The organism is Streptomyces sp. NPDC007205 (assembly GCF_040634095.1).
Lineage (GTDB): Bacteria > Actinomycetota > Actinomycetes > Streptomycetales > Streptomycetaceae > Streptomyces.
Window position 1 is genome coordinate 23,129 of the sequence record NZ_JBEYEW010000022.1, and the last position, 23,114, is coordinate 46,242.

Genomic DNA, 23,114 nt, shown 5'->3' on the forward strand with positions numbered 1-23,114 from the left:
CGACGAGCTTGCCCGCGGACCAGGCGCCGATGCCGTGGATCTCCCTGCCACGCCGTAGCCGCTGTCCCCAGTCCGCGCGATCCTCCTCGCGCAGTAACCGGTCTCGATCACTCTCACCCCTCCGCCTCAGGTCAACGCCAGTACGGCGACCGCCGCACCCACCGCGCCCGTCGCCAGTACCGCACCCGTCCCCAACAACCGGCGGACCGGCACCCGTACCCCGTACGACACGCAGCGCTCGTACCAGAGCAGCGTGGCCAGGGACGCCCACGGTGTCACCACCGGTCCGGCGTTGGTGCCGATCAGCAGGGCGAGGAGCTGGTCGTGGTTGCCCACGGGGACGGCCGCCTCCCCGGCCAGGTAGACCGGGAGGTTGTTGAGGGCGTTGGACAGGCCGCCGCCGACCGCTGCCGCGCGGAACTGGCCGAGTGTGCCGCCGTCGGTGCCGACCGCCGAGGCGAGCAGGTGGTGCAGCCCGTGTGCGTCGAACGTCTCGACCACCAGGAACATGCCCGGAACCATGACCAGCAGCCGCCAAGGGACGAGCGACAGGCGAAGAGCGGACCGCTGCCGTACCCCGAATGCCGCCACGGCGACGAGCGCGGCCGTCGCGGAGGCCGTCCACAGCGGTACGTCGGCCACCAGGATGGCGAGCAGAAAGCCGGCGCAGGCGAGCGCGCAGGCGCGGAACAGCACCGCGTCGGCGGGGCGGTGCACAGCGGGCGGCACATAGCGGTCGGCGGCATCCACGCGCACATCCGTCGCACGGGCCGCGCCCGGTCCCGACACGGGTACGGCCGCCATCAGGCCGGACTCGTCCACCACAGGCTCCCCACGCCGCCCCCGGCGCCAGAAGAACAGCCACAAACAAGCCATCGTCACCGCCAGCGCCGCGAGTTGCGGTGCCCACATCCGGGCCGCCAGGCCCAGCGGCGACAGCGCCACCCGGTTGGCGGCCAGCAGGTTCGTCAGGTTGGACACCGGCAGCAGCAGGCTCGCCGTGTTGGCGAGCCATACCGTCGTCATCGCCAGCGGCACCGGCGCGATGCCCACCCGGGAGGCGAGCGCCAGCATCACCGGGGTCAGCAGGACGGCCGTCGTGTCCAGGTTCAGGGCGATCGTCGTGACCGCGGCGAACAGCACGCACAGCAGGAACAGCAACGCATAGCTGCCCCGCCCCGCCCTCGCCACCCGTGCCGCCACCACGTCGAACACCTCGGCCCGGCTGGTCAGTTCGGCCAGCACGATGACCGTGCCCAGGAAGGCCAGGAGCGGGGCGATGCGTGTCATGGCGTCGGACGCGGAATCCGTCGGCAGCAATCCCGTGGCCACGCACAGCAGTCCGGTCACCAGCAGACCGATCGCCACCCGGTCGAGGACATGCAGACGCAAAAATAAGGCACGCACGGTGGGAAGGGTCGCACGTTTGTACGTCGCTGTGACCAGGGCGTCTTCGAACGCCTGGAAACGACCGGTATCAACCTCTCTTTTCACGGCATTATCAATACATGGTGGCTCGTCAGAACACCCCGGGGGACAGCACCGGGCCATTGGACTTCTTCATCAGTTACTCGCCGGCCGACGAACGCTGGGCGTCCTGGATCGCCTGGACCCTGGAGGAGGCCGGGTACCGCACGGTCCTGCAGGCCTGGGACTTCGTGCCGGGCACGAACTTCGTCGACTTCATGGACCGGGGGGTGAGCGAGTCCGCCGCCGTCATCGCCGTACTGTCGCGGAACTACGAGCGGTCCCGGTACGGGCGGATGGAGTGGCAGGCCGCGTTGCGGGCGGATCCGGATGCGCCGGAGCGGCGGCTGATCACCGTGCGGGTCGAGGACATCCCGGTGGAGGGGCTGCTGGCCACCATCACCTATGTGGATCTGGTGCCGGTCGCCGATGCCGGGGCGGCGCGGGAGCTGCTGCTCGCCCGGGTGCGGCAGGCCCTCGACGGGCGGGCCCGGCCCAGTCTGCCGCCCGGTTACCCGGGGGCGAACGGCCACACCGCCCCGTCCGCCCCGTCCGCCCCGGGTCCCGGGCGGCCGCTCGGCGGGCCGGGTTGGGCGGGGCGGCGCAGGCCCGCCGCGCCGCCGTCGTATCCGCGCCTGTCCGCGGCGGCCGGCGAGCGGGAGGCGGTCACCGTGCTCCAGCTGGCCGGGCCCGCCTTCGGCCGGGGGCAGGACCCCGCCGAGTTGCAGGCGGCGATCTGGGGCGACCTGGTCGAGCTGGCGGATGCCGGGGCGCCCTCCCCGGACCTGCTGGTGGTGACCGGTGATCTGACCGCCTCCGGCAGCCGGCGCGAGTTCGAGCAGGCCCTCGCCTTCCTCACCGGGATGCGGGCCCTGCTCGGGCTCGAACCGCACCGGGTCGCTCTCGTCCCCGGCGGCCAGGACGTCAACCAGGCTGCCTGCCAGGCCTACTTCAGCACCTGCGAGGCGGACGAGATGCCGCCCCGGCCGCCGTACTGGCCCAAGTGGCGGCACTTCGCCCGGCTGTTCCAGGAGCTGTACCAGGGGCTGGACGTCGTCTTCGACAGTGATCAGCCGTGGACCCTCTTTCCCGTGCCGGAGCTGCACACCGTGGTCGCGGGGCTGAACTCGTCCATGGCCTACAGCCACCGGCGTGACGACCAGTACGGGCTGATCGGGCGCGAGCAGGCCGCCTGGTTCGCGCAGGCGCTGCGGCCCCATGAGACGGAGGGGTGGCTGAGGATCGGGGCCGTACGGCACTCGCCGGGTGCCGCGCGGCCCGCCGCCCCCGGAGTCCGCCGGGCCGGTGCGCCGGGCACGGCCGCCCTGGACGGTGCCGGGCCGCTGCGGGACACCGATGTGCTGACCCGGCTGACCGCGCCCCGGCTGCACCTGCTGCTGCACGGCCCGGCCGACGCCGGTGCGCTGCCCGTACTCACCACCGCCTCCGGTGAGGTTCCGGTGATCGGCGCCGTCGGGCCCGGCCGGCACCAGCTGCTGCGGGTCGGCCGGGAGGGACTGGCCGTCTGGGACGGGCCGCGGGAGCCGCAGCGGCGGCCGGTCCGGTGGCACCGTTCCCACCGCGCCTTCGGACCCGGGGACCCCGGGGACCCCGGGGGCGGGACGCCTCGCACGGACCCCGTGCCCCCTGCCGGCCGGAACGGCCTCCCCGAACCCGAGCCGGAGCCGCGCGCCCTGACGAGCCCGGTGGAGACACTGCTCGCCCGGGTCGCCGAGGTGTGCCGCACCCGCCACGAGGGCGCCCAGATCCGCCAGGTCGACGGGCCGCTGCCGCAACTGCTGGTCACCTGGACCCAGTCCGGCTTCGTCCGGCAGCAGCGCGTGGCCGTGCACACCGGCACGCCGACCGCGCAGGACGTCGACCGGTTCGTGGCCCTCGTGCACGCCGCCGACGCCGAGAGCGAGGCCGAACTCGTCCACGACGGCCCGCCGCCCGCCCGCGAGCTGCGCGACGCGGCCCGGCGGCGAGGCGTCCGGGTGCGCAGCTTCACCGAGTTCCAGGGCCTGCTGGACCTGCGCGGATACGTCGGTGCGCAGAGCGAGCGACTGCGCACCGACCCGCGCTACCCCCCGGGCATGTACCTGCCGCAGCGGTACCGGGAGGTGGAACGCCTCGACGCCGAGGACCGCGACGGACTCGTCGACGAGATGCTGCGGCTGCTCGACTCCGACCAGGGGCGCTTCCTGCTGCTGCTCGGCGACTTCGGGCACGGCAAGACCTTCGCGCTGCGTGAGCTGGCCCGCCGCGTCCCCGCCGAACTTCCGCATCTGGTACCCCTGTTGGTGGAGCTGCACGCGCTGGACCGGGCGTACTCCTTCGAGGGGCTGGTCGCCGCGCACCTCGCCGCCCACGGCGTCGACAACATCGACCTGCGGGCCTTCAGGTACATGCTCCAGCAGGGGCGGATCGTGCTGCTCTTCGACGGGTTCGACGAGCTCGTCAACCAGGTCACCTACGACCGCGCCGCCGAGCGTCTGCAGGTGCTGCTGGACTCCGCCGTGGACAGCGCCAAGATCGTGGTCTCCAGCCGCACCCAGCACTTCCGCTCCCAGGGCCAGGTGCTGACCGCGCTCGGCGAACGCGTCGGCCTGCTTCCGCACCGCCGGGTCCTGGCCGTCCAGGAGTTCACCGCGCAGCAGATCCGCGCCTATCTGGTCAACCGCTACGACGGTGACGAACGCGCCGCCGACCACCGGCTGCGGCTGCTGGACGCCATCCCCGACCTGCTCGCCCTGTGCCGCAACCCCCGGCTGCTCGGCTTCGTCGCCGACCTGGACGACGACCGGCTGCGCGCGGTCGCCGGTGCCGGACGCGCCCTCAGCCCCGCCGGGCTGTATCAGGAGGTCCTCACCGCCTGGCTGAACTTCGAGGTCCAGCGCGGCAGCGGCGGCCCCGGCCGGGCCCCCGGGCTCTCCGTGGAGCAGTTGTGGGACGCGGTCACCGCGCTCGCCCTGCGGCTGTGGGAGAGCGGGCAGGACTCGCTGCGCCTGGACGAGCTGACCGATGTCGCCGAGACCCTGAGCGGGCTCGCGGACGCCCGGCTGTCGGTGCCGCAGACCGCGCACGCCATCGGCTCCGGCAGTCTGCTGGTGCGCAGCGACGACGGCGTGTTCCGCTTCATCCACGGCTCGGTGGTGGAGTGGCTCGTCGCCCGTGAGTGCGCCCGCCGTCTCACCGACGGCGACGGCGCCCTGCTGGGGCGGCGCCAACTCAGCCAGCTGGCCGTCGATTTCCTGTGCGACCTCGCCGACCACCGGATCTGCCAGGCGTGGGCCGAGCGGGAGCTGTCCGGCACCCCCGGGGACGCCTCCTCGGACGCCGGCCACGCCAACGCCGTGAAGATCCTCAGCCGGCTCCGCGTGCCCGCCCACACCGATCTGCGCGGCGCCGCCCTGGCCGGCGAGGACCTGTCCCACCGCGACTTCTCCGGCGTCGACCTCACCCGCGCCGACCTCACCGACGCCCGGCTGGTCGGCGCCAACCTCTCCGGCGCCGTCCTGCGCGGCGCCCGGCTGACCGGCGCCCGGCTCGACGGCGCGGATCTCACCGGCGCCGACCTGCGCGGCGCCGACCTCAGGCGGGCCCGGCTGATCGGCACCGACCTGACCGGTGCCCGGGTGGACGGCGGCCGGTGGCGGCGGGCGGCGCTGATCTCGGCGACCACCGGGTCCCTGGACCGGACCCCGGAACTCCGGGGAGCCGCGATCGCGCCCGGCATGGCCGTCGACTCCGGCTTCCGGCCCTCCACGGTCGGGGTGCCGTACGGCTACGAGGCCCGCATCCGGCTGCCCGAGCCCATCTCCTACAGCCCCGACGGCGAACTGCTCGCCGTGGGCAGCGAGGACGGCGGCGTCCTGGTCTGCGACGCCGCCACCGGCATCGCCCTGCGCACCCTGCAGGGCCACACCGGACGGGTCTACGCCGTCAAGTTCCGCGAACGCGTGCTGGCCACCGGCAGCTCCGACGGCACGGTACGGCTGTGGGACCCGGTCTCCGGCCGCTGCCTGCACCGGCTGGAGATCCACCCGAACGGCGTGTGGCCCCTCGCCCTGGACGCCGACGGCTCGCGCCTGGCCACCGGCGACGCCGACGGCGTGGTCACCCTCTGGGACACCGCCTCCGGCACCCCGCTGCACCGGCTGCCCGGACACACGGCGCCCGTCTACACGGTCGCGTTCGGGCCCGGCGACGCCACCCTGGTCACCGGGGACGCCTCCACCGTCGTACGCCTGTGGGACCTGGCCACCGGGCGGCAGACCGGGGAACTGCCCGGTCACCACGGCGTGGTGTACCGGGCGCGGTTCAGCCCGGACGGCACCCTGCTGGCCACCGCCGACCGCGGCGACGAGGGGCGCGGCGGCACGGTGCGCGTGTGGGACTTCGCCACCGGCACGCCGCGCCACACGTTCACCGGGCACTCCGGCCGCGTCTACACCCTGGACTTCCACCCCGGCGGCGCCCTGCTGGTCAGCGGCGACACCAACGGCGAGGTGCGGCTGTGGGACCTGGCCACCGGGCGCTCGGCCGGGCTGCTCGGCGGCTGCCGCGGGGCCGTGTACCAGGTGCTGTTCGATCCCGACGGGCCCCTGCTCGCCGCCGGGGACAGCGCCGGGGTGGTCCGGCTGTGGCGGATCGACCCGGCGGCCGACCCGGTCGCGGCAACGCTGAGCCGGCAGCCCGCCGAGCACCGCGGCTCGGTGTGGGTGTGCAAGTTCCGCCCGCACGGCGACACGCCCGCCCAGGGCCCCGGCACCCTGCTGGTGACCGGCGGCAACGACGGTGTCGTACGGCTGTGGGAGCCGGGCACCGGCCAGGGCCGGCGCATTCTGCGCGGCCATGGGCGGCGCATCGGCACGCTGTCCTTCAGCGCCGACGGCACCCTGCTGGCGGCCGGCGGCAACGACGGTGTCGTACGGCTGTGGCACTGCGCCTCCGGCCGGCGGCTGCGCGAACTGACCGGGCAGAGCGACCGCCTGGTCTCCGCGGTGTTCGGGCCCGCGGGCCCGCTGCTGGCCACCGCGAGCAGCGACGGCGACGTCTATCTGTGGAACGCGGCCACCGGCGAGTACCAGCGCGAACTGGACGTCGAGACCGACCATGTGTGGGCGGAGGCGTTCAGCGCCGACGGCGAACTGCTGGCCACCGCCAACGACGACGACACGGTACGGCTGTGGTACCGGGCCACCGGAGCGCATGTCGCCACCATCGGCGAGCACTACGGGCGGGTCCGCGCGATCGACTTCCGGTCCGACGGCGCGGTCCTGGCCACCGGCTGCGACGACCGCAAGGTGCGGATCTGGGACGTGGACGGCCACCGGATCACCGCCGAACTCGACGGCCACACTGACCGGGTGTACGCCGTGGCGTTCGCCCCCGACGGCTCCTGGCTGGCCAGCGCCTCCTGGGACGGTACGGCGGTGATCTGGAAGGACGGCGAGGCCGACCACCGGCTGACGGGCCACACCGGCAAGCTCTGGACCGCGGCCGTCCATCCCTCGCGGCCGCTGCTGGCGACGGCGGGTGACGACCGGACCGTCCGCCTGTGGAACCCGGACACCGGCGAGCAGACGGATGTTCTGAGAGGCCACACGGGCCGGATCCTCGCGGTGGCGTTCAGCCCCGACGGCTCCCTGCTGGCCAGCGGCGGCGAGGACGGCACGGTACGGCTGTGGAACGTCCCCGCCGACGCCCCGGCCACCCTGCGGGTCACCCTGGTCGGCATGCCCGGTGGCTGGGCGGCGCTCGCCCCGTCCGGCGGCTACAAGTACGAGGGGGACGTCACCGGCGAGTTCTGGCACGCGGTGGGCATGTGCCGCTTCGAGCCGGGTGAGTTGGACGGGCATCTGCCGGGTGTGTGGCAGGTGCCGCTGGACGACCGGCTGGGGTGACAGCAGGGAGCGGGGCAGCTTTGAACGCGGGGCAGTTTTGAACGCGTTCAACTGCGGGCGTACGCTCCTCCCATGAGCGACAGAGCCGCCCTGCTCAGGGGCATTCGCGTCTGGTTGGTCCTCTTCGTCGTGTGCCTCGTGCTCAGCGGGGCCACGGCCTTCCCCCTGGTGCACGAACTGCGCTGGACCGACAGCGCGTTGCGCGCCCTGTCCGTGCCGGACCACCTGCCCCGGCTCATGGCCTGGATCACGCGGGTGCGCAACGGACTCGACACCGCCGACGCCGACTACCCGTTCCTGCTCTACGGCACCGACTGGCTGGCCTTCGCCCACCTCGTCATCGCGGTCGCCTTCTACGGCCCGTACCGCGACCCCGTCCGCAACATCTGGGTCGTCGAGTTCGGGATGATCGCCTGCGCCGGCATCATCCCGCTCGCCCTGGTCTGCGGTCCGGTCCGCGGGATCCCCTTCTGGTGGAGCCTGATCGACATGTCCTTCGGGGTGTTCGGAGTCGTCCCGCTGTACGTCGTACGGAAGAAGATCAAGCGGCTGGAGGCGCTGGAGCCGGGGCACGTCAGCGGTTGAACGCCGGGTACCCGAAGCGCACGGCGGCGGCCTGGCCGGGCCGCGCTGTACCGGCCCCGGGCACGACGGGCAGTGTGACATCTCCCGCAACAGCGGCTCGGGCACCGCTCGGCCGCGGAACAGTCCGGCCACGGGCTACGCCGTCCTGCCGGCCGGCACCCAGCAGATGGGGCAGGACGAGTACGTCTCCATGGGCAGCAGCGTCACCCCCACCGTGCACGAACGCGGCGCCGACTACGGCCTGAGCGTGTTCACGGCCACCTGGGACGCGGTCGAGAAGGACGTCACGACCGGGCCGGCCGGCCCAGGGCGCGCGGCGCGCTCGCGCGTGCAGTGCTCCTGCGCGGCCATGCCCCAGCCGGCGGAGCGCCTAACCGCCGTTGCGCAGGGCGTGCAGGGCGTCGATCCGGTTCGTGGTGATCGAGTCGACGCCCAGGTCCAGCAGCCGGCTCATCGAGCGGCGGGTGTCCGGGGTCCACACGGACAGCAGGTGTCCGTCGCGCTGGATCCGGGCCGCCAGCTCCCGGCTGACCAGCGAGAAACGGTAGTTGAGCCAGCGCGGGCGGACCACGTCCAGCAGTGCGGGCCGGGGCGGGGCGAGGGTGGTCCAGGTCAGGGCGATCTCGGCGGCCGGGTCGGCGGCGCGGACGGCGAGCATCGCCTCGGCACCCGCGCAGTAGTAGACGCGCTCCCGGGCACCGCTCTGCCGGACCACGTCCATGACCCGGTCCACCATCCGCCGGTCGGGCCGTCCGCACAGGTCCACCATCACCCGGCAGTCACCGGTCGCGGCCAGCGCCTCCGCGAGCGTCGGCACACCGCCCGCGGTGAGCCCGCGCAGCTCCTCCGCGGACAGCGCGCCGAGCGGCCGGTCGACTTCCCACAGCCGCGTGAGCGTCGTGTCGTGCAGCAGCACGGGGACGCCGTCGCGGGTGAGTCGTACGTCGATCTCGACCGCGTCCGCGCCCCGGTCGAGCGCGGAACGCAGTGAGTCGACGGTGTTCTCGCGGAAGCGGTAGGGGTCGCCGCGGTGGGCCACGGCGGTCACGGTCTGCATGCCCCCCATTGTGGTGGGCGTCAGGAGGCGAGCCAGGTGCTGGTGTACGTGTCGATCTCCGCCGCGATCCGGGCCTTGCCCTCGGCGTCCAGGAAGGACGCCTCCACCGCGTTCCTGGCGAGTCCGGCCAGACCCCGCTCGTCCAGGTCCAGCAGCCGGGCGGCCACCGCGTACTCGTTGTTGAGGTCGGTGCCGAACATCGGCGGGTCGTCGGAGTTGATCGTGACCAGCACCCCCGCCCGCACGAACTCCTTGACCGGGTGCTCGTCCAGGATGCGGACCGCGCGCGTGGCGATGTTGGAGGTCGGGCAGACCTCCAGCGGAACGCGGTGCTCGGCGAGGTGCGCGAGCAGCTTCGGGTCCTGCGCGGAGCTGGTGCCGTGCCCGATCCGCTCCGCGCGCAGCTCGTTCAGCGCGTCCCACACGGTCTCCGGGCCGGTCGTCTCGCCGGCGTGCGGCACGGAGTGCAGGCCGGCGGCGATGGCCCGGTCGAAGTACGGCTTGAACTGCGGCCGGGGTACGCCGATCTCGGGCCCGCCCAGCCCGAACGACACGAGCCCCTCGGGGCGGATCCGGTCGTCGGTGGCGAGCCGTGCCGTCTCCTCGGCGGACTCGAGGCCGGCCTCACCGGGGATGTCGAAGCACCACCGCAGCACGGTCCCGAACTCGGCCTCGGCCGCCTTGCGGGCGTCCTCGATCGCCGCCATGAACGCCAGCTCGTCGATGCCGCGCCGGGTCGAGGAGAAGGGCGTGATGGTCAGCTCGGCGTACCGCACCTGCTGCCGGGCCAGATCGCGGGCCACCTCGTAGGTGAGCAGCCGGACGTCCTCCGGGGTGCGGATCAGGTCGACGACCGACAGGTACACCTCGATGAAGTGCGCGAAGTCGGTGAACGTGAAGTAGTCGACCAGAGCTTCGGGGTCGGTGGGCACCTTGGAGTCGGGGTGGCGGGCGGCCAGCTCCGAGACGATACGCGGAGAGGCGGAGCCGACGTGGTGGACGTGCAGTTCGGCCTTGGGCAGTCCGGCGATGAAGGCCCGCAGATCGCGGTCGGCCGTGCCGGCGGCGGGTACGGAACTGCTGTCGGTCATGGGGTCCTCCCCGGGCAGGGCGCCGGCGGCCCGGTGCGGGCGAGGCGCGGGTGATCGGCTGATCGGTGGTACGGACGACATCGTAGGCGGGCGTCGGGTGCGGACCGGTCGGCGGAGGCGCGGTGCGGCCGGCGCCCGCACGAGGTCCGGTCCGTCGGGTGGTGCGCGGCGCGGCGGTGCTCGAGGCCTGCCGTTGCTCGTGCTTTCGGCGGACCGGTCGGGTGGCGGAGGCCGCGCCTCCGGGTGTGCGCGCCGGGATCCGTCCGCCGCGCGTGCCCCGCGTGGATCAGGCGGGACCGGGCCGCAGTGGTCCGGTGGCGAGGTCGTAGCATGGCGGGACGAACGACCGAGGGGGACATGCCCGTGAGTGACGGAGCGCAGCCGAGTGGCTCCTCGGGGGGCGACTACAACTTGTGGGCGCCGCCCGAGCAGCGGACTTCGCTGGAGAAGAAGCCGCCCCAGGCGGATGCTCAACCGCCCGTGCAGCCGCCGTCCGTGCACGACCAGGCGACCATGACCTCCCTGCCGACCGACGGCTTCGCGCCGCCCGGGTCCGCCCCCGGCTTCGCGCCGCCCGCGTCTCCTCCCGGCTTCCCGCCGTCAGCCGCCGCCCCCGGATTCGGCGTGCCTGGCACGGCTCCGGTGGGCGGCGAGGCGGTACCGCCCCCGCCGATCGCGCCCTCGGGCCCCGGCATACCCGCACCGCCCGCTTCCGGCGGCTACGGCTACCCCGGCTACCCCGCCGGCTACGGCTGGCCCGGCATGCCGATGGCCCCGCAGAACGGCATGGGCACCGCGGCGATGGTGCTCGGCATCCTCTCCCTGTGTCTGTTCTGCATGTACGGCGTCGTCTCGGTGGTGCTGGGCATCCTCGCGGTGGTCTTCGGCATCAAGGGCCGCCGGCGGGCCGATCTCGGCGAGGCCACCAACCACGGCCAGGCCCAGGCGGGCCTGATCATGGGTGTCGTCGGCATCGTGCTCGGCATCGTCGTGATCGTCCTGCTCGCGATCGGCATCACTGCCGCCATCCATGAGGGCAACAAGCACTCCGACCCGTACGACGACAACTCCGCCCGCAGCGTCCCGGTGACGGTGGCCGCCGGCCGCTGAGTCCGTCGGACCGTGGCCCTTTCCGGCAGCCGTCGGCCGGAACCCGCTCCCTCCCCTCCGTGCGGCCATTACGATGCCTTGATCGTCAACGGAGGGGAACCCGCTTCATGTCCAACATCAACCCAGAACCTGGTTTCGGCCCGCCGGCTCCGCAGCAGCAGCCGGGATACGGATACCCGCAGCAGTCCGGGCCCGGCTACGGCTACCCCCAGTCGGGTCCGGGGCCGTCCTACCCGGCCGCGCCGCCCGCGGCATACCCGCAGCCCCCCGGCTATGCGATGCCGATGCAGCCGAGCAACGGCATGGGCACCGCGGGACTGGTGCTGGGCATCATCGGAGTGGTCTGCAGCCTCACCATCGCCATGGAGATCCTCGGGATGATCCTGGGCATCCTGGCGATCATCTTCGGTGCCGTCGGCCGGGGCAAGGCCAACCGTGGTGAGGCCACCAACAGGGGCGCGGCGACCGCCGGTCTGGTCTGCGGCATCGTCGCCACCGTGCTTCTGCCGCTGCTGGTCTTCGTCTTCTTCGCCAGCCTCTTCAGCGCCGGCACGCTCTGACGGTCCCGGCGGACCAGGAAGCGCACGGGGGCTGGGCATCAGGCCGGCCCCCCAGCTCCCGGTCCGCTCAGGCCCCCGCCCCCGACAACCGCTCCCGCGCCTCCATCAGCGCGAACCCCAGCAGGTTCGGCCCCCGCCACCGCTCCGGATCCGAGGCCGCCTCGTCGTCCGCCGCGAGGCCGATGCCCCATATGCGGTCCACGGGGCTCGCCTCCACCAGCACCCGGTCGCCCGTGCCCAGCAGAAACCCGCGCAGGTCGTCGTCCGCCGCGAACTTGTGGACACTGCCCTCGACCACGATCCGGAAGCGCTCCCGCTCCCACACCGCCTCGTCGAAGCCCCGGACCAGCCGCCCCGCCTTCTTGGCCTGAGAAGGATGCTCTGCGGCCAGCACCCGGCGCTCCGCCTCCGCGTCCCCGAACAGCCGCGCCTTGCCGGCCATCATCCAGTGCTCGGCCGTCGTGTACTCCACCCCGTCCACCCTGAACGGGGACGGCCACCACTGGCTCAGACAGCTCGCGCCGATCCGGCCGTCCGGCCGCGGCCGGTGCCCCCAGAAGTGCAGATACCTGATCCGGGCCCCCGCCCGGACCTCCTTGATCAGGGCTTCCACCCCGTCGATCTTCCCCATGCACGCGAGTCTGGCACGCACCACTGACACTCCGTCCGCCCTTTTCGGCCCCGACTCGACACCTGGTCGACAGATTCCGTCGCGTAACCAAAAGGCAACAACGGAATCACTTGTTGGAGTCCACTGCCTCTGTCAGGATCGGCACTCAAATCGAGCTGGAGCTACGCCACCCACCCCCGGGACGGGGCGAACGGCGGAGGAGAGCGACATGCACAAGCCGGGCACCGCCACCCCGGAACGATTCCCCGCCGAGGAGCGATTCGCCGACGGCGCGCAGTTCATCGCCGGCCGGCTGGCCAAGGGCACCTCGGGCCGGACCCACGCCGTGGTCGACCCCGCCACCGGCGCGGAGGTGTACACCTGCGAACTGGCCGGCGCCGACGACGTCGACGCGGCCGTGGCCGCCGCGCGCGAGGCCTTCCCGGGCTGGGCCTCGGCCACCCCGGGCGAGCGCTCCGACGCCCTGCACCGGTTCGCCGCCGTGCTCGCCGACCGCGCCGAGGACTTCGCCCGCGCCGAGTCGCTGCAGTGCGGCAAGCCGCTGAAGCTGACCCGCGAGTTCGACGTACCGGGGACGATCGACAACACCGCCTTCTTCGCGGGCGCCGCCCGGCACCTGCAGGGACAGTCCGCCGGCGAGTACTCGGGCGACCACACGTCGTACGTCCGGCGCGAGCCGATCGGCGTCGTCGGCTCCATCGCACCCTGGAACTACCCGCTCCAGATGGCCGCCTGGAAGATCCTCCCGGCGATCGCCGCCGGCAACACCATCGTGCTGAAGCCGGCCGAGCTGACCCCGCTCACCTCGCTGCTCTTCGCCCAGGCCGCCACGGACGCGGGCCTCCCCGACGGTGTGGTCAACATCGTCACCGGGACCGGCAGGGAGGCGGGGGAGCACCTGGTCGGTCACCCCGATGTCGCCATGACCTCCTTCACCGGGTCCACCGCCGTCGGCAAGCGCGTCGCCGAGGTCGCCACCGCCACCGTCAAGCGGCTCCATCTGGAGCTGGGCGGCAAGGCGCCCTTCGTGGTCTTCGACGACGCAGATCTGGAGGCCGCCGTCCACGGCGCCGTCGCCGGTGCGCTCATCAACACCGGACAGGACTGCACCGCCGCCACGCGCGCGTACGTGCAGCGACCGCTGTACGAGGCGTTCGTCGAGCAGACCGCCGCGCTGATGGAGACCGTGCGGCTCGGGGACCCGTTCGCCGCGGGCACCGATCTCGGGCCGCTCATCTCGCACGTCCAGCGCGACCGGGTCGCCGCCTTCGTGGACCGCGCGCGTGCCTACGCGCGCGTGGTGACCGGCGGCGAGGCACCGAAGGGCGAGCTGGAGAACGGCGCCTACTACCGGCCGACGCTGATCGCCGACGCCGCCCAGGACAGCGAGATCGTCCAGTCCGAGATCTTCGGCCCCGTACTGGTCGTGCTGCCCTTCGACAGTGATGATGAGGGCATCCGGCTGGCCAACGACACCCCCTACGGCCTCGCCGCCTCCGCGTGGAGCACGAACGTCTACCGCGCCAACCGCTGCACCCGTGAGTTCAAGGCGGGCTGCGTGTGGGTCAACGACCACATCCCGATCATCAGTGAGATGCCGCACGGCGGCTACAAGGCGTCCGGCTTCGGCAAGGACATGTCGGCGTACTCATTCGAGGAGTACACGCAGGTCAAGCACGTAATGTTCGACAACACCGCGGTGGCCGCGAAGGACTGGCACCGCACCGTCTTCGGGGACCGCTAGCGACGACCAGGCCACCGACCAGGCCGATCACTCCCGAAAGGGCACCACGCGCATGGAGCAGTACGAGCCCGACCGCCTGACACCGGTCGAAGTCGCCGCGATGCGGCGCAGCCTCCGCAACGGCCGGGCCGCCATGACCCGCCGGTCCCTGCTGCGGGCCTCCGCGGGTGGTGCGCTCGCGGCCGGCGGACTCGGCGCGCTGAGCGCCTGTGGCATCCCCGCGGCGACCAGGACGCAGGGCGGCGTGTCCGCGGACGACCACTCGGCCAAGGAGAAGGTCGTCGACTTCTCCAACTGGCCCGAGTACATCGACGTGGACGACAAGGGCAAACGCCACCCCACGCTCGACGCATTCGCCCGCCGGACCGGCATCCAGGTCAAGTACACCGAGGACATCAACGACAACGACGAGTTCTTCGGCAAGATCCAGCCGCAGCTCGCCGCGGGCCAGGACACCGGCCGTGACCTCATCGTGCTCACCGACTGGCTGGCCGCCCGCATGATCCGCCTCGGGTACGTCCAAAAACTGGACCCGGCCAACCTGCCGCACGCCTTCGCCAACCTGTCGGACCAGTTCCGCGCCCCCGACTGGGACCCGGGCCGCGCCTACTCGTACCCCTGGCAGGGCATCTCCACCGTCATCGCCTACAACAAGAAGGCGCTCGACGGCATCGAGGTGAAGTCGGTCTCCGACCTGCTCGACAACCCGAAACTCAAGGGCCGCGTGGGGTTCCTCACCGAGATGCGCGACAGCGTCGGCATGACGATGCTCGACATGGGCAAGGACCCGGCGAAGTTCACCGACGACGACTTCGACGCGGTGATCGCCCGCCTGCAGAAGGCCGTCGACAAGGGCCAGATCCGCCGCTTCACCGGCAACGACTACACCTCCGACCTCACCAAGGGCGACTTCGCGGCCTGTGTCGCCTGGGCCGGTGACATCGTCCAGCTCCAGGCGGACAGCCCGGACGTCGGCTATGTCGTCCCCGACAGCGGCTACATGACGTCGACCGACAACATGCTGATCCCCAACAAGGCACGTCACAAGACGAACGCCGAGCGGCTCATCGACTACTTCTACGAGCCGGAGCCGGCCGCCGAGCTCGCCGCGTACATCAACTACGTGAGCCCCGTCTCGAATGTGAAGCCCTACCTTGCGAAGATCGACAAGTCGGCGGCGGACAACCCGCTGATCATTCCCGACAAGGCGATGCAGGCCAGGTCCCATGCCTTCCGCTCCCTGAGCTCGAAGGAAGAGACGGCCTACCAGCAGAAGTTCTCGAAGCTCACAGGGGCGTGACGACGATGACGACACCAGACAACAGCGGCGACGTCCGCCTCTCCGGTATCAGCAAGACCTACGACAACGGCTTCACCGCCGTACAGCCACTCGACCTGACCGTGCCGCAGGGCTCCTTCTTCGCCCTGCTCGGCGCCTCCGGCTGCGGCAAGACCACCACCCTGCGCATGATCGCCGGCCTGGAGGAACCTTCCTCCGGGACCGTGCGCCTCGGCGACCAGGACGTCACCCACCTGCCGCCGTACAAACGGCCGGTCAACACGGTCTTCCAGTCCTACGCCCTCTTCCCGCACCTCGACATCTTCGAGAACGTCGCCTTCGGCCTGCGCCGGCGCGGCATCAAGAGCGTCAAGAAGCAGGTCGAGGAGATGCTGGAGCTGGTCCAGCTGGGCGAGCAGGCGCGCAAGAAGCCGCACCAGCTCTCCGGCGGCCAGCAGCAGCGCGTCGCCGTCGCCCGCGCCCTCATCAACCACCCCAAGGTGCTCCTGCTCGACGAGCCGCTCGGCGCCCTCGACCTCAAGCTGCGCCGCCAGATGCAGCTGGAGCTCAAGCGCATCCAGACCGAGGTCGGCATCACCTTCGTGCACGTCACGCACGACCAGGAGGAGGCCATGACCATGGCCGACACGGTCGCCGTGATGAACGCGGGCCGCGTCGAACAACTCGGCTCGCCCACCGACCTCTACGAGAACCCGAACACCACCTTCGTCGCCAACTTCCTCGGCACCTCCAACCTCATCGAGGCCGAGGTCGACACCAAGAACGGCGACGACATCGTGCTCAAGGCGGCCGGCGGCAAGCTGGTGCTGCCCGAGGCGCGATGTTCCGCCCCCACGACGGCAGGCGGCAAGGTCCTGGTCGGCATCCGCCCCGAGAAGATCGCGCTCACGCACGCCGACGACGCGGGCTCGATCCCCGAGGGCCGCAACCGCCTCACCGGTAAGATCGCCGACGCGAGCTTCATCGGCGTCTCCACCCAGTACGTGATCGACAGCCCGGTCTGCGACGAACTCGCGGTGTACGTCCAGAACGTCGAGCGCGACGGCCGGCTCGTGCCCGGCGCCGACGTCGTCCTGCACTGGAGCCCGGCGCACACCTTCGGTCTCGACGCCGCTCAGGACATCGACGCGGGCACCGAGGAAGAGGCGGCCGCCTGATGTCGACGCTCACCGAGGCGCCCCCGCCCCTCGCCCCCACCGCACCGGAGAAGAAGCCCGCGCGCAGACGCGGCCGGTTCACCCCGTACTGGCTGCTGCTGCCCGGCATGCTCTGGCTGATCGTCTTCTTCGCGCTGCCGATGATCTACCAGGCCTCCACGTCCGTGCAGCAGGGCTCCCTGGAGCAGGGCTACAAGGTCACCTGGCACTTCGTGACATACTGGGACGCCCTGTCCGAGTACTGGCCGCAGTTCCTGCGCTCCGTCGCGTACGCCGCCGCCGCGACCGTGCTGTGCCTGCTGCTCGGCTATCCGCTGGCCTATCTGATCGCCTTCCGCGCGGGCCGCTGGCGGAACCTGATCATGATCCTGGTGATCGCACCGTTCTTCACCAGCTTCCTGATCCGCACCCTGGCCTGGAAGACGATCCTCGCCGACAACGGCCCGGTCGTGCACGCGCTGAACTCGCTGCACGTCCTGGACCTCACCAACTGGCTCGGCTGGACGGCCGGCGACCGCGTCCTGGCCACACCACTGGCGGTCGTCTGCGGTCTGACGTACAACTTCCTCCCGTTCATGATCCTTCCCCTCTACACCTCGCTGGAGCGGATCGACGGGCGGCTGCACGAGGCGGCCGGCGACCTGTACGCCAAACCCTGGACCACCTTCCGCAAGGTCACCTTCCCGCTGTCGATGCCGGGCGTGGTCTCGGGCACCCTGCTGACCTTCATCCCCGCGGCCGGTGACTACGTCAACGCCGAACTCCTCGGCTCCACCGACACCCGCATGATCGGCAACGTCATCCAGACGCAGTTCCTGCGGATCCTGGACTACCCGACGGCCGCGGCCCTGTCCTTCATCCTCATGGCCGCCATCCTGGCCATGGTCACGATCTACATCCGCCGGTCCGGGACGGAGGACCTGGTCTAAATGCCCTTCGTCACCTGGCTCAAGCGCCGTCTCGTCGTCATCGCGGGACTCCTGACTCTCGCGTACCTGCTGCTGCCCAACGTCGTCGTCACCGTGTTCTCCTTCAACAAACCGAAGGGGCGCTTCAACTACGCGTGGCAGCAGTTCTCCCTGGACGCCTGGAAGCAGCCGTGCGGCGTCGCCGACATGTGCGGCTCGCTCTCCATCAGCCTCCAGATCGCCGTGTGGGCGACGATCGGCGCCACGATCCTCGGCACGATGATCGCCTTCGCGCTGGTCCGCTACCGCTTCCGCGCCCGCGGCGCCGTCAACTCGCTGATCTTCCTGCCGATGGCGATGCCCGAGGTCGTCATGGCCGCCTCGCTGCTCACCCTGTTCCTCAACATGGGCGCCCAGCTCGGCTTCTACACGATCCTGATCGCGCACATCATGTTCTGCCTCAGCTTCGTCGTCACCGCGGTCAAGGCGCGCGTGATGTCGATGGACCCGCGTCTGGAGGAGGCCGCGCGGGACCTGTACGCCGGCCCCGTGCAGACCTTCCTGCGGGTCACCCTGCCGATCGCGGCACCGGGCATCGCCGCGGGCGCGCTGCTGTCGTTCGCGCTCTCCTTCGACGACTTCATCATCACGAACTTCAACGCCGGCTCGACCGTCACCTTCCCGATGTTCGTGTGGGGTTCGGCGCAGCGCGGCACGCCCGTCCAGATCAACGTCATCGGTACGGCCATGTTCCTCGTCGCCGTGCTCCTCGTCCTGACCTCGATGGTCATCACCAATCGCCGGAACAAGCAAAAGGCGTAGGCCTCCCAGGCCCGTCCTTTTCAGGAACGTCCTCTGTAGGGAGTTGAAATCATGGCCCCAAGCGCCATGAGCCGTGGCAAAGACAACTGGATCTCCTCTCTCTCCGAAGCCCAGCCGGTCCCGTACTGGCTGGAAGACCCCGGCAAGCCACCCGCCGAGCCCGCCCTCACCGGCACCGACACCTGCGACCTGCTGGTCGTCGGCGGCGGCTACAGCGGGCTGTGGACCGCGCTCAACGCGAAAGAGCGCGATCCGCAGCGGGACGTGGTCCTGCTGGAAGGCCGCGAGGTGGGCTGGGCCGCCTCGGGCCGCAACGGCGGCTTCTGCGCCGCCTCCCTCACGCACGGCCTGCCCAACGGCCTCACCCGCTGGCCCGACGAGATCCACACCCTGGAGGAGCTGGGCCGGCGCAACCTCGACGAGATCGAGGCCGCGATCGCCCGGCACGGCATCGACTGCGACTTCGAACGCACCGGCGAGATCGACGTCGCCACCGAGACCTACCAGGCCTGGGAACTGAAGGACTGGCACCGGGAACTGGAGGAGAAGGGCCTCGCCGACGGCATCGAGTTCCTGGACGCCGACGCGGTGCGCGAGCAGGTGAACTCGCCCACCTTCGAGGCAGGCCTGTGGGACCGCGAGGGCGTGGCGATGCTGCACCCGGCCAAGCTGGCCTGGGGCCTGAAGAAGGCGTGCAAGCAGCTCGGGGTGCGGGTGTACGAGCACACACCCGCGCTGACCCTGAAGCAGTACGGCGCCGGGATGGCCGTACGCACCCCGTACGGTGCGGTCCACGCCCGACGGGTCGCCCTCGGCACCAACATCTTCCCGAGCCTGCTGCGCCGCGTGCGCTCCTACACCGTCCCGGTCTACGACTACGCCCTGATGACCGAGCCGCTGACCGCCGACCAGCTGTCGGAGATCGGCTGGAAGAACAGACAGGGCCTCGGCGACTCCGCCAACCAGTTCCACTACTTCCGCCTGTCCGCCGACAACCGCATCCTCTGGGGCGGCTACGACGCGATCCACCACTACGGCGGCCGGGTCCGCGCCGAGTACGACGACCGGCCGGAGACGTACGCCAAGCTCGCGGGCCACTTCTTCACCTGTTTCCCGCAGCTGGAGGGCGTCCGGTTCACCCACGCCTGGGGCGGCGCGATCGACACCTGCTCCCGCTTCTCGGCGTTCTTCGGCACGGCACACCAGGGGAAGGTCGCGTACGCGGCGGGCTACACCGGCCTGGGCGTCGGTGCGACCCGCTTCGGCGCCGACGTGATGCTGGACCTGCTGGACGGGCAGCGCACCGAGCGGACAGAGCTGGAGATGGTCCGCAGGAAGCCCCTGCCGTTCCCGCCCGAGCCGTTCGCCTGGACCGGGATCGCGCTCACCAAGTGGTCCCTGGCCCGTGCGGACGCGCACGGCGGCCGACGCAACCTGTGGCTGCGGACGATGGACCGGCTGGGTCTGGGCTTCGACAGCTGAGCCCGCACGGGTGTGAGCCACGTCACTTGAAGCAGGTCGCGGAACCCGCGTAATGCACCCGGAAGGCCTTCCTCTCTCCTCCTGACGCGGCCGCACAGGACGGTCGGGCCAGAGAAGAGGGAGGCCTTCTCATGACTGGGGCGAAGACGGCCGTCGAGTGGCTGGTATCCGTCGCGCCGGATCCCGCGGCCTGCCGCTGGGCATGGGAGCGCAATCCCCTCGGTGTCGCGCTGCTGCCCGCCGGCCGGGCCTGGGACGTGCTGATCCTGCCGGGCGACCTCGGATGTCCGACCCTGGACGTGCTCACCCGGGTCCTCGACCAGCCCGGCCCGGTACTCGCCGACTTCGGTGACAACCGGGTCGGGTTCTTCGTGCCCCCGGGCACGGCGGCCCGCTGGCTCGGCACCGGCATCCGTACCGCGGGATCCGGCACCTGGATCGTCGTGCCGTATCCGGGCCGGGCCGCCCAGGGTGTGCGCTGGCTGGTGCCGCCGGACGGCTCGGGCACCCTGACCGACCCGGCGCTGCTGGAGCTGGCGATGCACGAGGCGGCGGCGGGACAGGCCAGGGGCGGGGAGCGGGACGGTTAGCGCCCGGCTCGGCGCCGGCTTCCACCGCTGCGGCTCCCTCCGGGGTCACCGAGCCCCTGGACCGTCCGACGAAGAACAAGGCTCTGGACCGTCCGACGAAGAACGAGACTCCGGACCGTCCGACGAAGAACGAGACCCTGGACCGTCCGACGAAGAAGACGCACCGTGGCTCGTACGCGCCCGACGGAACCCGGCCGCCGTCCCGCCTCCGCTGACAAGGCCGACGAACAGAGCGAGGGTGGTCAGCAGCATGGTGCACAGACACCAGCTGGCCACCACGTCCAGCGGCCAGTGATAGCCGTGGCGGACCAGGCCGTACGACACCCCGAGGACGAGGGCCGCGCAGCCGGCGACCAGGGTGCGGCGGGCGGCCGTGGAGCGCAGCCAGGGGAGCAGGAGCAGGGTCGCGGAGCCGTAGGCGACGGCCGCCGTGGCCGTGTGGCCGGAGGGGAAATACCCCACCCCGGTGGGCATCTCGGGGGTCCCCGGCCGTGCGGTCCAGTCCTTGAGCGGTACGACGACCGCCGGGACCAGCGCCATCAGGACGGCCGCGGCGAGCGGCGGCAGCCACCACCGGTCCGCACCGGCGGCACGTCCCCGCCAGGCCGCGCACCCGAGGGCCAGGACCAGCACCGGGACGGCGACCTGGATGTTCCCGAGGTCGGAGAGCAGCTCGGAGAACGGGTCCGGATGGACGAGGGCCCGGCTGAGGCGGGCGTCCAGGCGCAGCAGCGGGCCGTGGCCGACCACCTGCCAGGTGATGAGCGCGAAGAGGACGGCCGGGAGGCCGAGGAGCGGGGCGCGGCGGACTGCGGTCGACACGGCGCTCAGCTTGACAGACGGGCCCGGCGCGAAGGAGGTCGGCCGCCCCGGAACAGGGGGGGCGTTCCGAGGCGGCCGTCCGGATCGGAACGTCGCGCGCCCCGGGGGGTTTGGGGCGGCGACCGTCCGATCGGTGAGGAGATCCCGGAGCCGTCAGGCGCCGGTTGTGTGCGCGAGGGCACGGCCAGGTCGAAGCTGGGGAGGCCTCGGCCTGAAATCGCCCACAGTCCCCTGTGGGCGGGGTGTATCTCTCATCTGGGTAGAACCTACGGCAGGCAAAGGCGCTTGGGCAGACGGAATCGCGTCCCGTCATCCACCTCGCACACCTTCTTCACACGGCCTGCCGCAGGACCCCGTCACAGGTGCGGACCTCTCGCTCAGATGCGCGAGAAGGCCTGCTCGATGATGTCGAGACCCTCGCCCAGGAGGTCCTCGCCGATCACCAGCGGGGGCAGGAAGCGCAGCACGTTGCCGTAGGTGCCACAGGTCAGGACCAGCAGGCCCTCGGCGTGGCAGGCCTTGGCGAGCGCGGCGGTGGCCTCGGGGTTCGGCTCCTTGGTGGTCCGGTCCTTGACCAGCTCGATCGCGATCATGGCGCCGCGCCCACGCACATCACCGATGACATCGAACTTCTCGGCCATGGCGGTGAGGCGACCCTTCATGATCTCCTCGATGCGCTTGGCCTTGCCGTTGAGGTCGAGCTCCTTCATGGTCTCGATGGCGCCGAGCGCACCCGCGCAGGCGACGGGGTTGCCGCCGTACGTACCACCGAGGCCACCGGCGTGCGCGGCGTCCATGATCTCCGCACGCCCGGTGACGGCGGCGAGCGGAAGCCCGCCGGCGATGCCCTTGGCGGTGGTGATGAGGTCGGGCACGATCCCTTCGTCCTCACAGGCGAACCACTGCCCGGTCCGGCAGAAGCCGGACTGGATCTCATCGGCCACGAACACGATGCCGTTGTCGTTGGCGAACTTCACGATCTCCGGCAGGAAGCCCTTGGCCGGCTCGATGAAGCCGCCCTCACCCAGCACCGGCTCGATGATGATCGCGGCGACGTTGTCCGGGCCGACCTGCTTGGTGATCTGGTCGATGGCCTGCGCGGCGGCCTCCGGTCCGGCGTTCTCCGCCCCGGTCGGCCAGCGGTAGCCGTACGCCACCGGCACCCGGTACACCTCGGGCGCGAACGGCCCGAACCCGTGCTTGTACGGCATGTTCTTGGCGGTGAGCGCCATGGTCAGGTTGGTCCGCCCGTGGTACCCGTGGTCGAACACCACCACGGCCTGCCGCTTGGTGTAAGCGCGGGCGATCTTGACGGCGTTCTCGACGGCCTCGGCGCCGGAGTTGAACAGCGCGGACTTCTTGGCGTGGTCACCCGGGGTCAGCTCGGCCAGCGCCTCGGCGACCTCCACGTAGCCCTCGTAGGGGGTGACCATGAAACAGGTGTGGGTGAAGTCCGCGAGCTGGGCGGAGGCCCGCCGCACCACGGCCTCGGCGGACGCGCCGACGCTGGTCACGGCGATACCGGAGCCGAAGTCGATGAGCCGGTTGCCGTCGACGTCCTCGATGATCCCGCCGCCCGCGCGCGCGGTGAAGACGGGCAGCACGGAACCCACACCCTGCGCGACCGCAGCGGTACGGCGGGCCTGCAGCTCCTGCGACTTCGGGCCGGGGATGGCGGTGACGACGCGACGCTCCTGCGGAAGTGCGGTCATGGGTGGCTCCCTGATGATCTAGCGTTGATCTGCGTACCGGGCGATCCCGGACGATCCCGGGCGGTGCGTTTTCAGCCGCTTACCTATCTTTCTCCGCAGGCTAGGGCCGGGGGCGGGGGGTGGGCATGCTCCATGTGGGCGTTGTCGGGAAGAACGGTTGTCCGGAG

16 protein-coding genes and 1 pseudogene are annotated in these 23,114 nt (G+C 71.5%); 11 read left to right on the forward strand and 6 right to left on the reverse strand.

What is annotated here, in order from left to right; all coding sequences use genetic code 11:
- Positions 1-126: 126 nt before the first annotated feature.
- Complete coding sequence (locus ABZ624_RS29280; RefSeq protein ID WP_360095316.1) at positions 127-1,407, reverse strand: SLC13 family permease; 1,281 nt, start codon at positions 1,405-1,407, stop codon at positions 127-129.
- Positions 1,408-1,508: 101 nt separating this feature from the next.
- Here ABZ624_RS29280 and ABZ624_RS29285 point away from each other — a divergent pair, with 101 nt between their 5' ends.
- Entirely contained in the window at positions 1,509-7,376 is a 5,868-nt protein-coding gene (locus ABZ624_RS29285; protein WP_360095319.1) for a TIR domain-containing protein, read from the forward strand.
- Between the two features lie 72 nt (positions 7,377-7,448).
- Positions 7,449-7,961, forward strand: a complete 513-nt coding sequence (locus ABZ624_RS29290; protein ID WP_360095322.1) for a hypothetical protein — start codon at positions 7,449-7,451, stop codon at positions 7,959-7,961.
- 370 nt (positions 7,962-8,331) lie between these two features.
- On the opposite strand, the gene ABZ624_RS29295 is transcribed toward ABZ624_RS29290, so the two are convergent.
- Together ABZ624_RS29295 and ABZ624_RS29300 are read right to left on the reverse strand one after the other, a co-directional pair.
- Positions 8,332-9,018: a glycerophosphodiester phosphodiesterase gene (locus tag ABZ624_RS29295; protein WP_360095325.1), complete on the reverse strand. Its 687-nt coding sequence runs from the start codon at positions 9,016-9,018 to the stop codon at positions 8,332-8,334.
- 20 nt (positions 9,019-9,038) lie between these two features.
- Positions 9,039-10,164 (reverse strand): annotated as a pseudogene (locus ABZ624_RS29300) (adenosine deaminase).
- A gap of 302 nt (positions 10,165-10,466) precedes the next feature.
- Here ABZ624_RS29300 and ABZ624_RS29305 point away from each other — a divergent pair.
- Positions 10,467-11,219: a DUF4190 domain-containing protein gene (locus tag ABZ624_RS29305; protein ID WP_360095525.1), complete on the forward strand. Its 753-nt coding sequence runs from the start codon at positions 10,467-10,469 to the stop codon at positions 11,217-11,219.
- A 107-nt stretch (positions 11,220-11,326) separates the two neighbouring features.
- On the forward strand, positions 11,327-11,779 hold the full coding sequence (locus ABZ624_RS29310) for a DUF4190 domain-containing protein (protein WP_360095328.1): 453 nt from the start codon (positions 11,327-11,329) through the stop codon (positions 11,777-11,779).
- 67 nt (positions 11,780-11,846) lie between these two features.
- Here the strand turns inward: ABZ624_RS29310 and ABZ624_RS29315 are convergent, their stop codons facing one another.
- Positions 11,847-12,410, reverse strand: a complete 564-nt coding sequence (locus tag ABZ624_RS29315; protein ID WP_360095331.1) for an NADAR family protein — start codon at positions 12,408-12,410, stop codon at positions 11,847-11,849.
- Between the two features lie 208 nt (positions 12,411-12,618).
- On the opposite strand from ABZ624_RS29315, the gene ABZ624_RS29320 reads away from it, so the two are divergent.
- The 7 genes from ABZ624_RS29320 to ABZ624_RS29350 all read left to right on the forward strand — a co-directional run bounded on the left by ABZ624_RS29320 (position 12,619) and on the right by ABZ624_RS29350 (position 20,413).
- On the forward strand, positions 12,619-14,154 hold the full coding sequence (locus ABZ624_RS29320) for a gamma-aminobutyraldehyde dehydrogenase (RefSeq protein WP_360095334.1): 1,536 nt from the start codon (positions 12,619-12,621) through the stop codon (positions 14,152-14,154).
- 52 nt (positions 14,155-14,206) lie between these two features.
- Positions 14,207-15,454, forward strand: a complete 1,248-nt coding sequence (locus ABZ624_RS29325) for a spermidine/putrescine ABC transporter substrate-binding protein (RefSeq protein WP_360095337.1) — start codon at positions 14,207-14,209, stop codon at positions 15,452-15,454.
- Positions 15,451-16,611: an ABC transporter ATP-binding protein gene (locus ABZ624_RS29330; protein ID WP_360095340.1), complete on the forward strand. Its 1,161-nt coding sequence runs from the start codon at positions 15,451-15,453 to the stop codon at positions 16,609-16,611. Before ABZ624_RS29325 ends, ABZ624_RS29330 begins: the two co-directional genes overlap by 4 nt.
- Positions 16,611-17,540, forward strand: a complete 930-nt coding sequence (locus ABZ624_RS29335) for an ABC transporter permease (protein WP_360095343.1) — start codon at positions 16,611-16,613, stop codon at positions 17,538-17,540. Before ABZ624_RS29330 ends, ABZ624_RS29335 begins: the two co-directional genes overlap by 1 nt.
- The gene (locus ABZ624_RS29340; protein WP_360095346.1) at positions 17,541-18,341 is read left to right on the forward strand and encodes an ABC transporter permease; all 801 of its coding nucleotides are present in this window, start codon (positions 17,541-17,543) and stop codon (positions 18,339-18,341) included.
- 51 nt (positions 18,342-18,392) lie between these two features.
- A complete protein-coding gene (locus ABZ624_RS29345; RefSeq protein ID WP_360095349.1) occupies positions 18,393-19,823 on the forward strand; it encodes an FAD-dependent oxidoreductase in 1,431 nt (476 codons plus the stop codon).
- 131 nt (positions 19,824-19,954) lie between these two features.
- Positions 19,955-20,413 carry a hypothetical protein gene (locus tag ABZ624_RS29350; RefSeq protein ID WP_360095352.1) on the forward strand — a complete coding sequence of 153 codons (459 nt, stop codon included), beginning with the start codon at positions 19,955-19,957 and terminating at the stop codon, positions 20,411-20,413.
- A gap of 45 nt (positions 20,414-20,458) precedes the next feature.
- On the opposite strand, the gene ABZ624_RS29355 is transcribed toward ABZ624_RS29350, so the two are convergent.
- Both ABZ624_RS29355 and gabT read right to left on the reverse strand, forming a co-directional pair.
- Entirely contained in the window at positions 20,459-21,235 is a 777-nt protein-coding gene (locus tag ABZ624_RS29355) for a phosphatase PAP2 family protein (RefSeq protein WP_360095355.1), read from the reverse strand.
- Positions 21,236-21,612: 377 nt separating this feature from the next.
- Positions 21,613-22,947, reverse strand: a complete 1,335-nt coding sequence (gene gabT, locus ABZ624_RS29360; protein WP_360095358.1) for a 4-aminobutyrate--2-oxoglutarate transaminase — start codon at positions 22,945-22,947, stop codon at positions 21,613-21,615.
- Between the last annotated feature and the right edge of the window lie 167 nt (positions 22,948-23,114).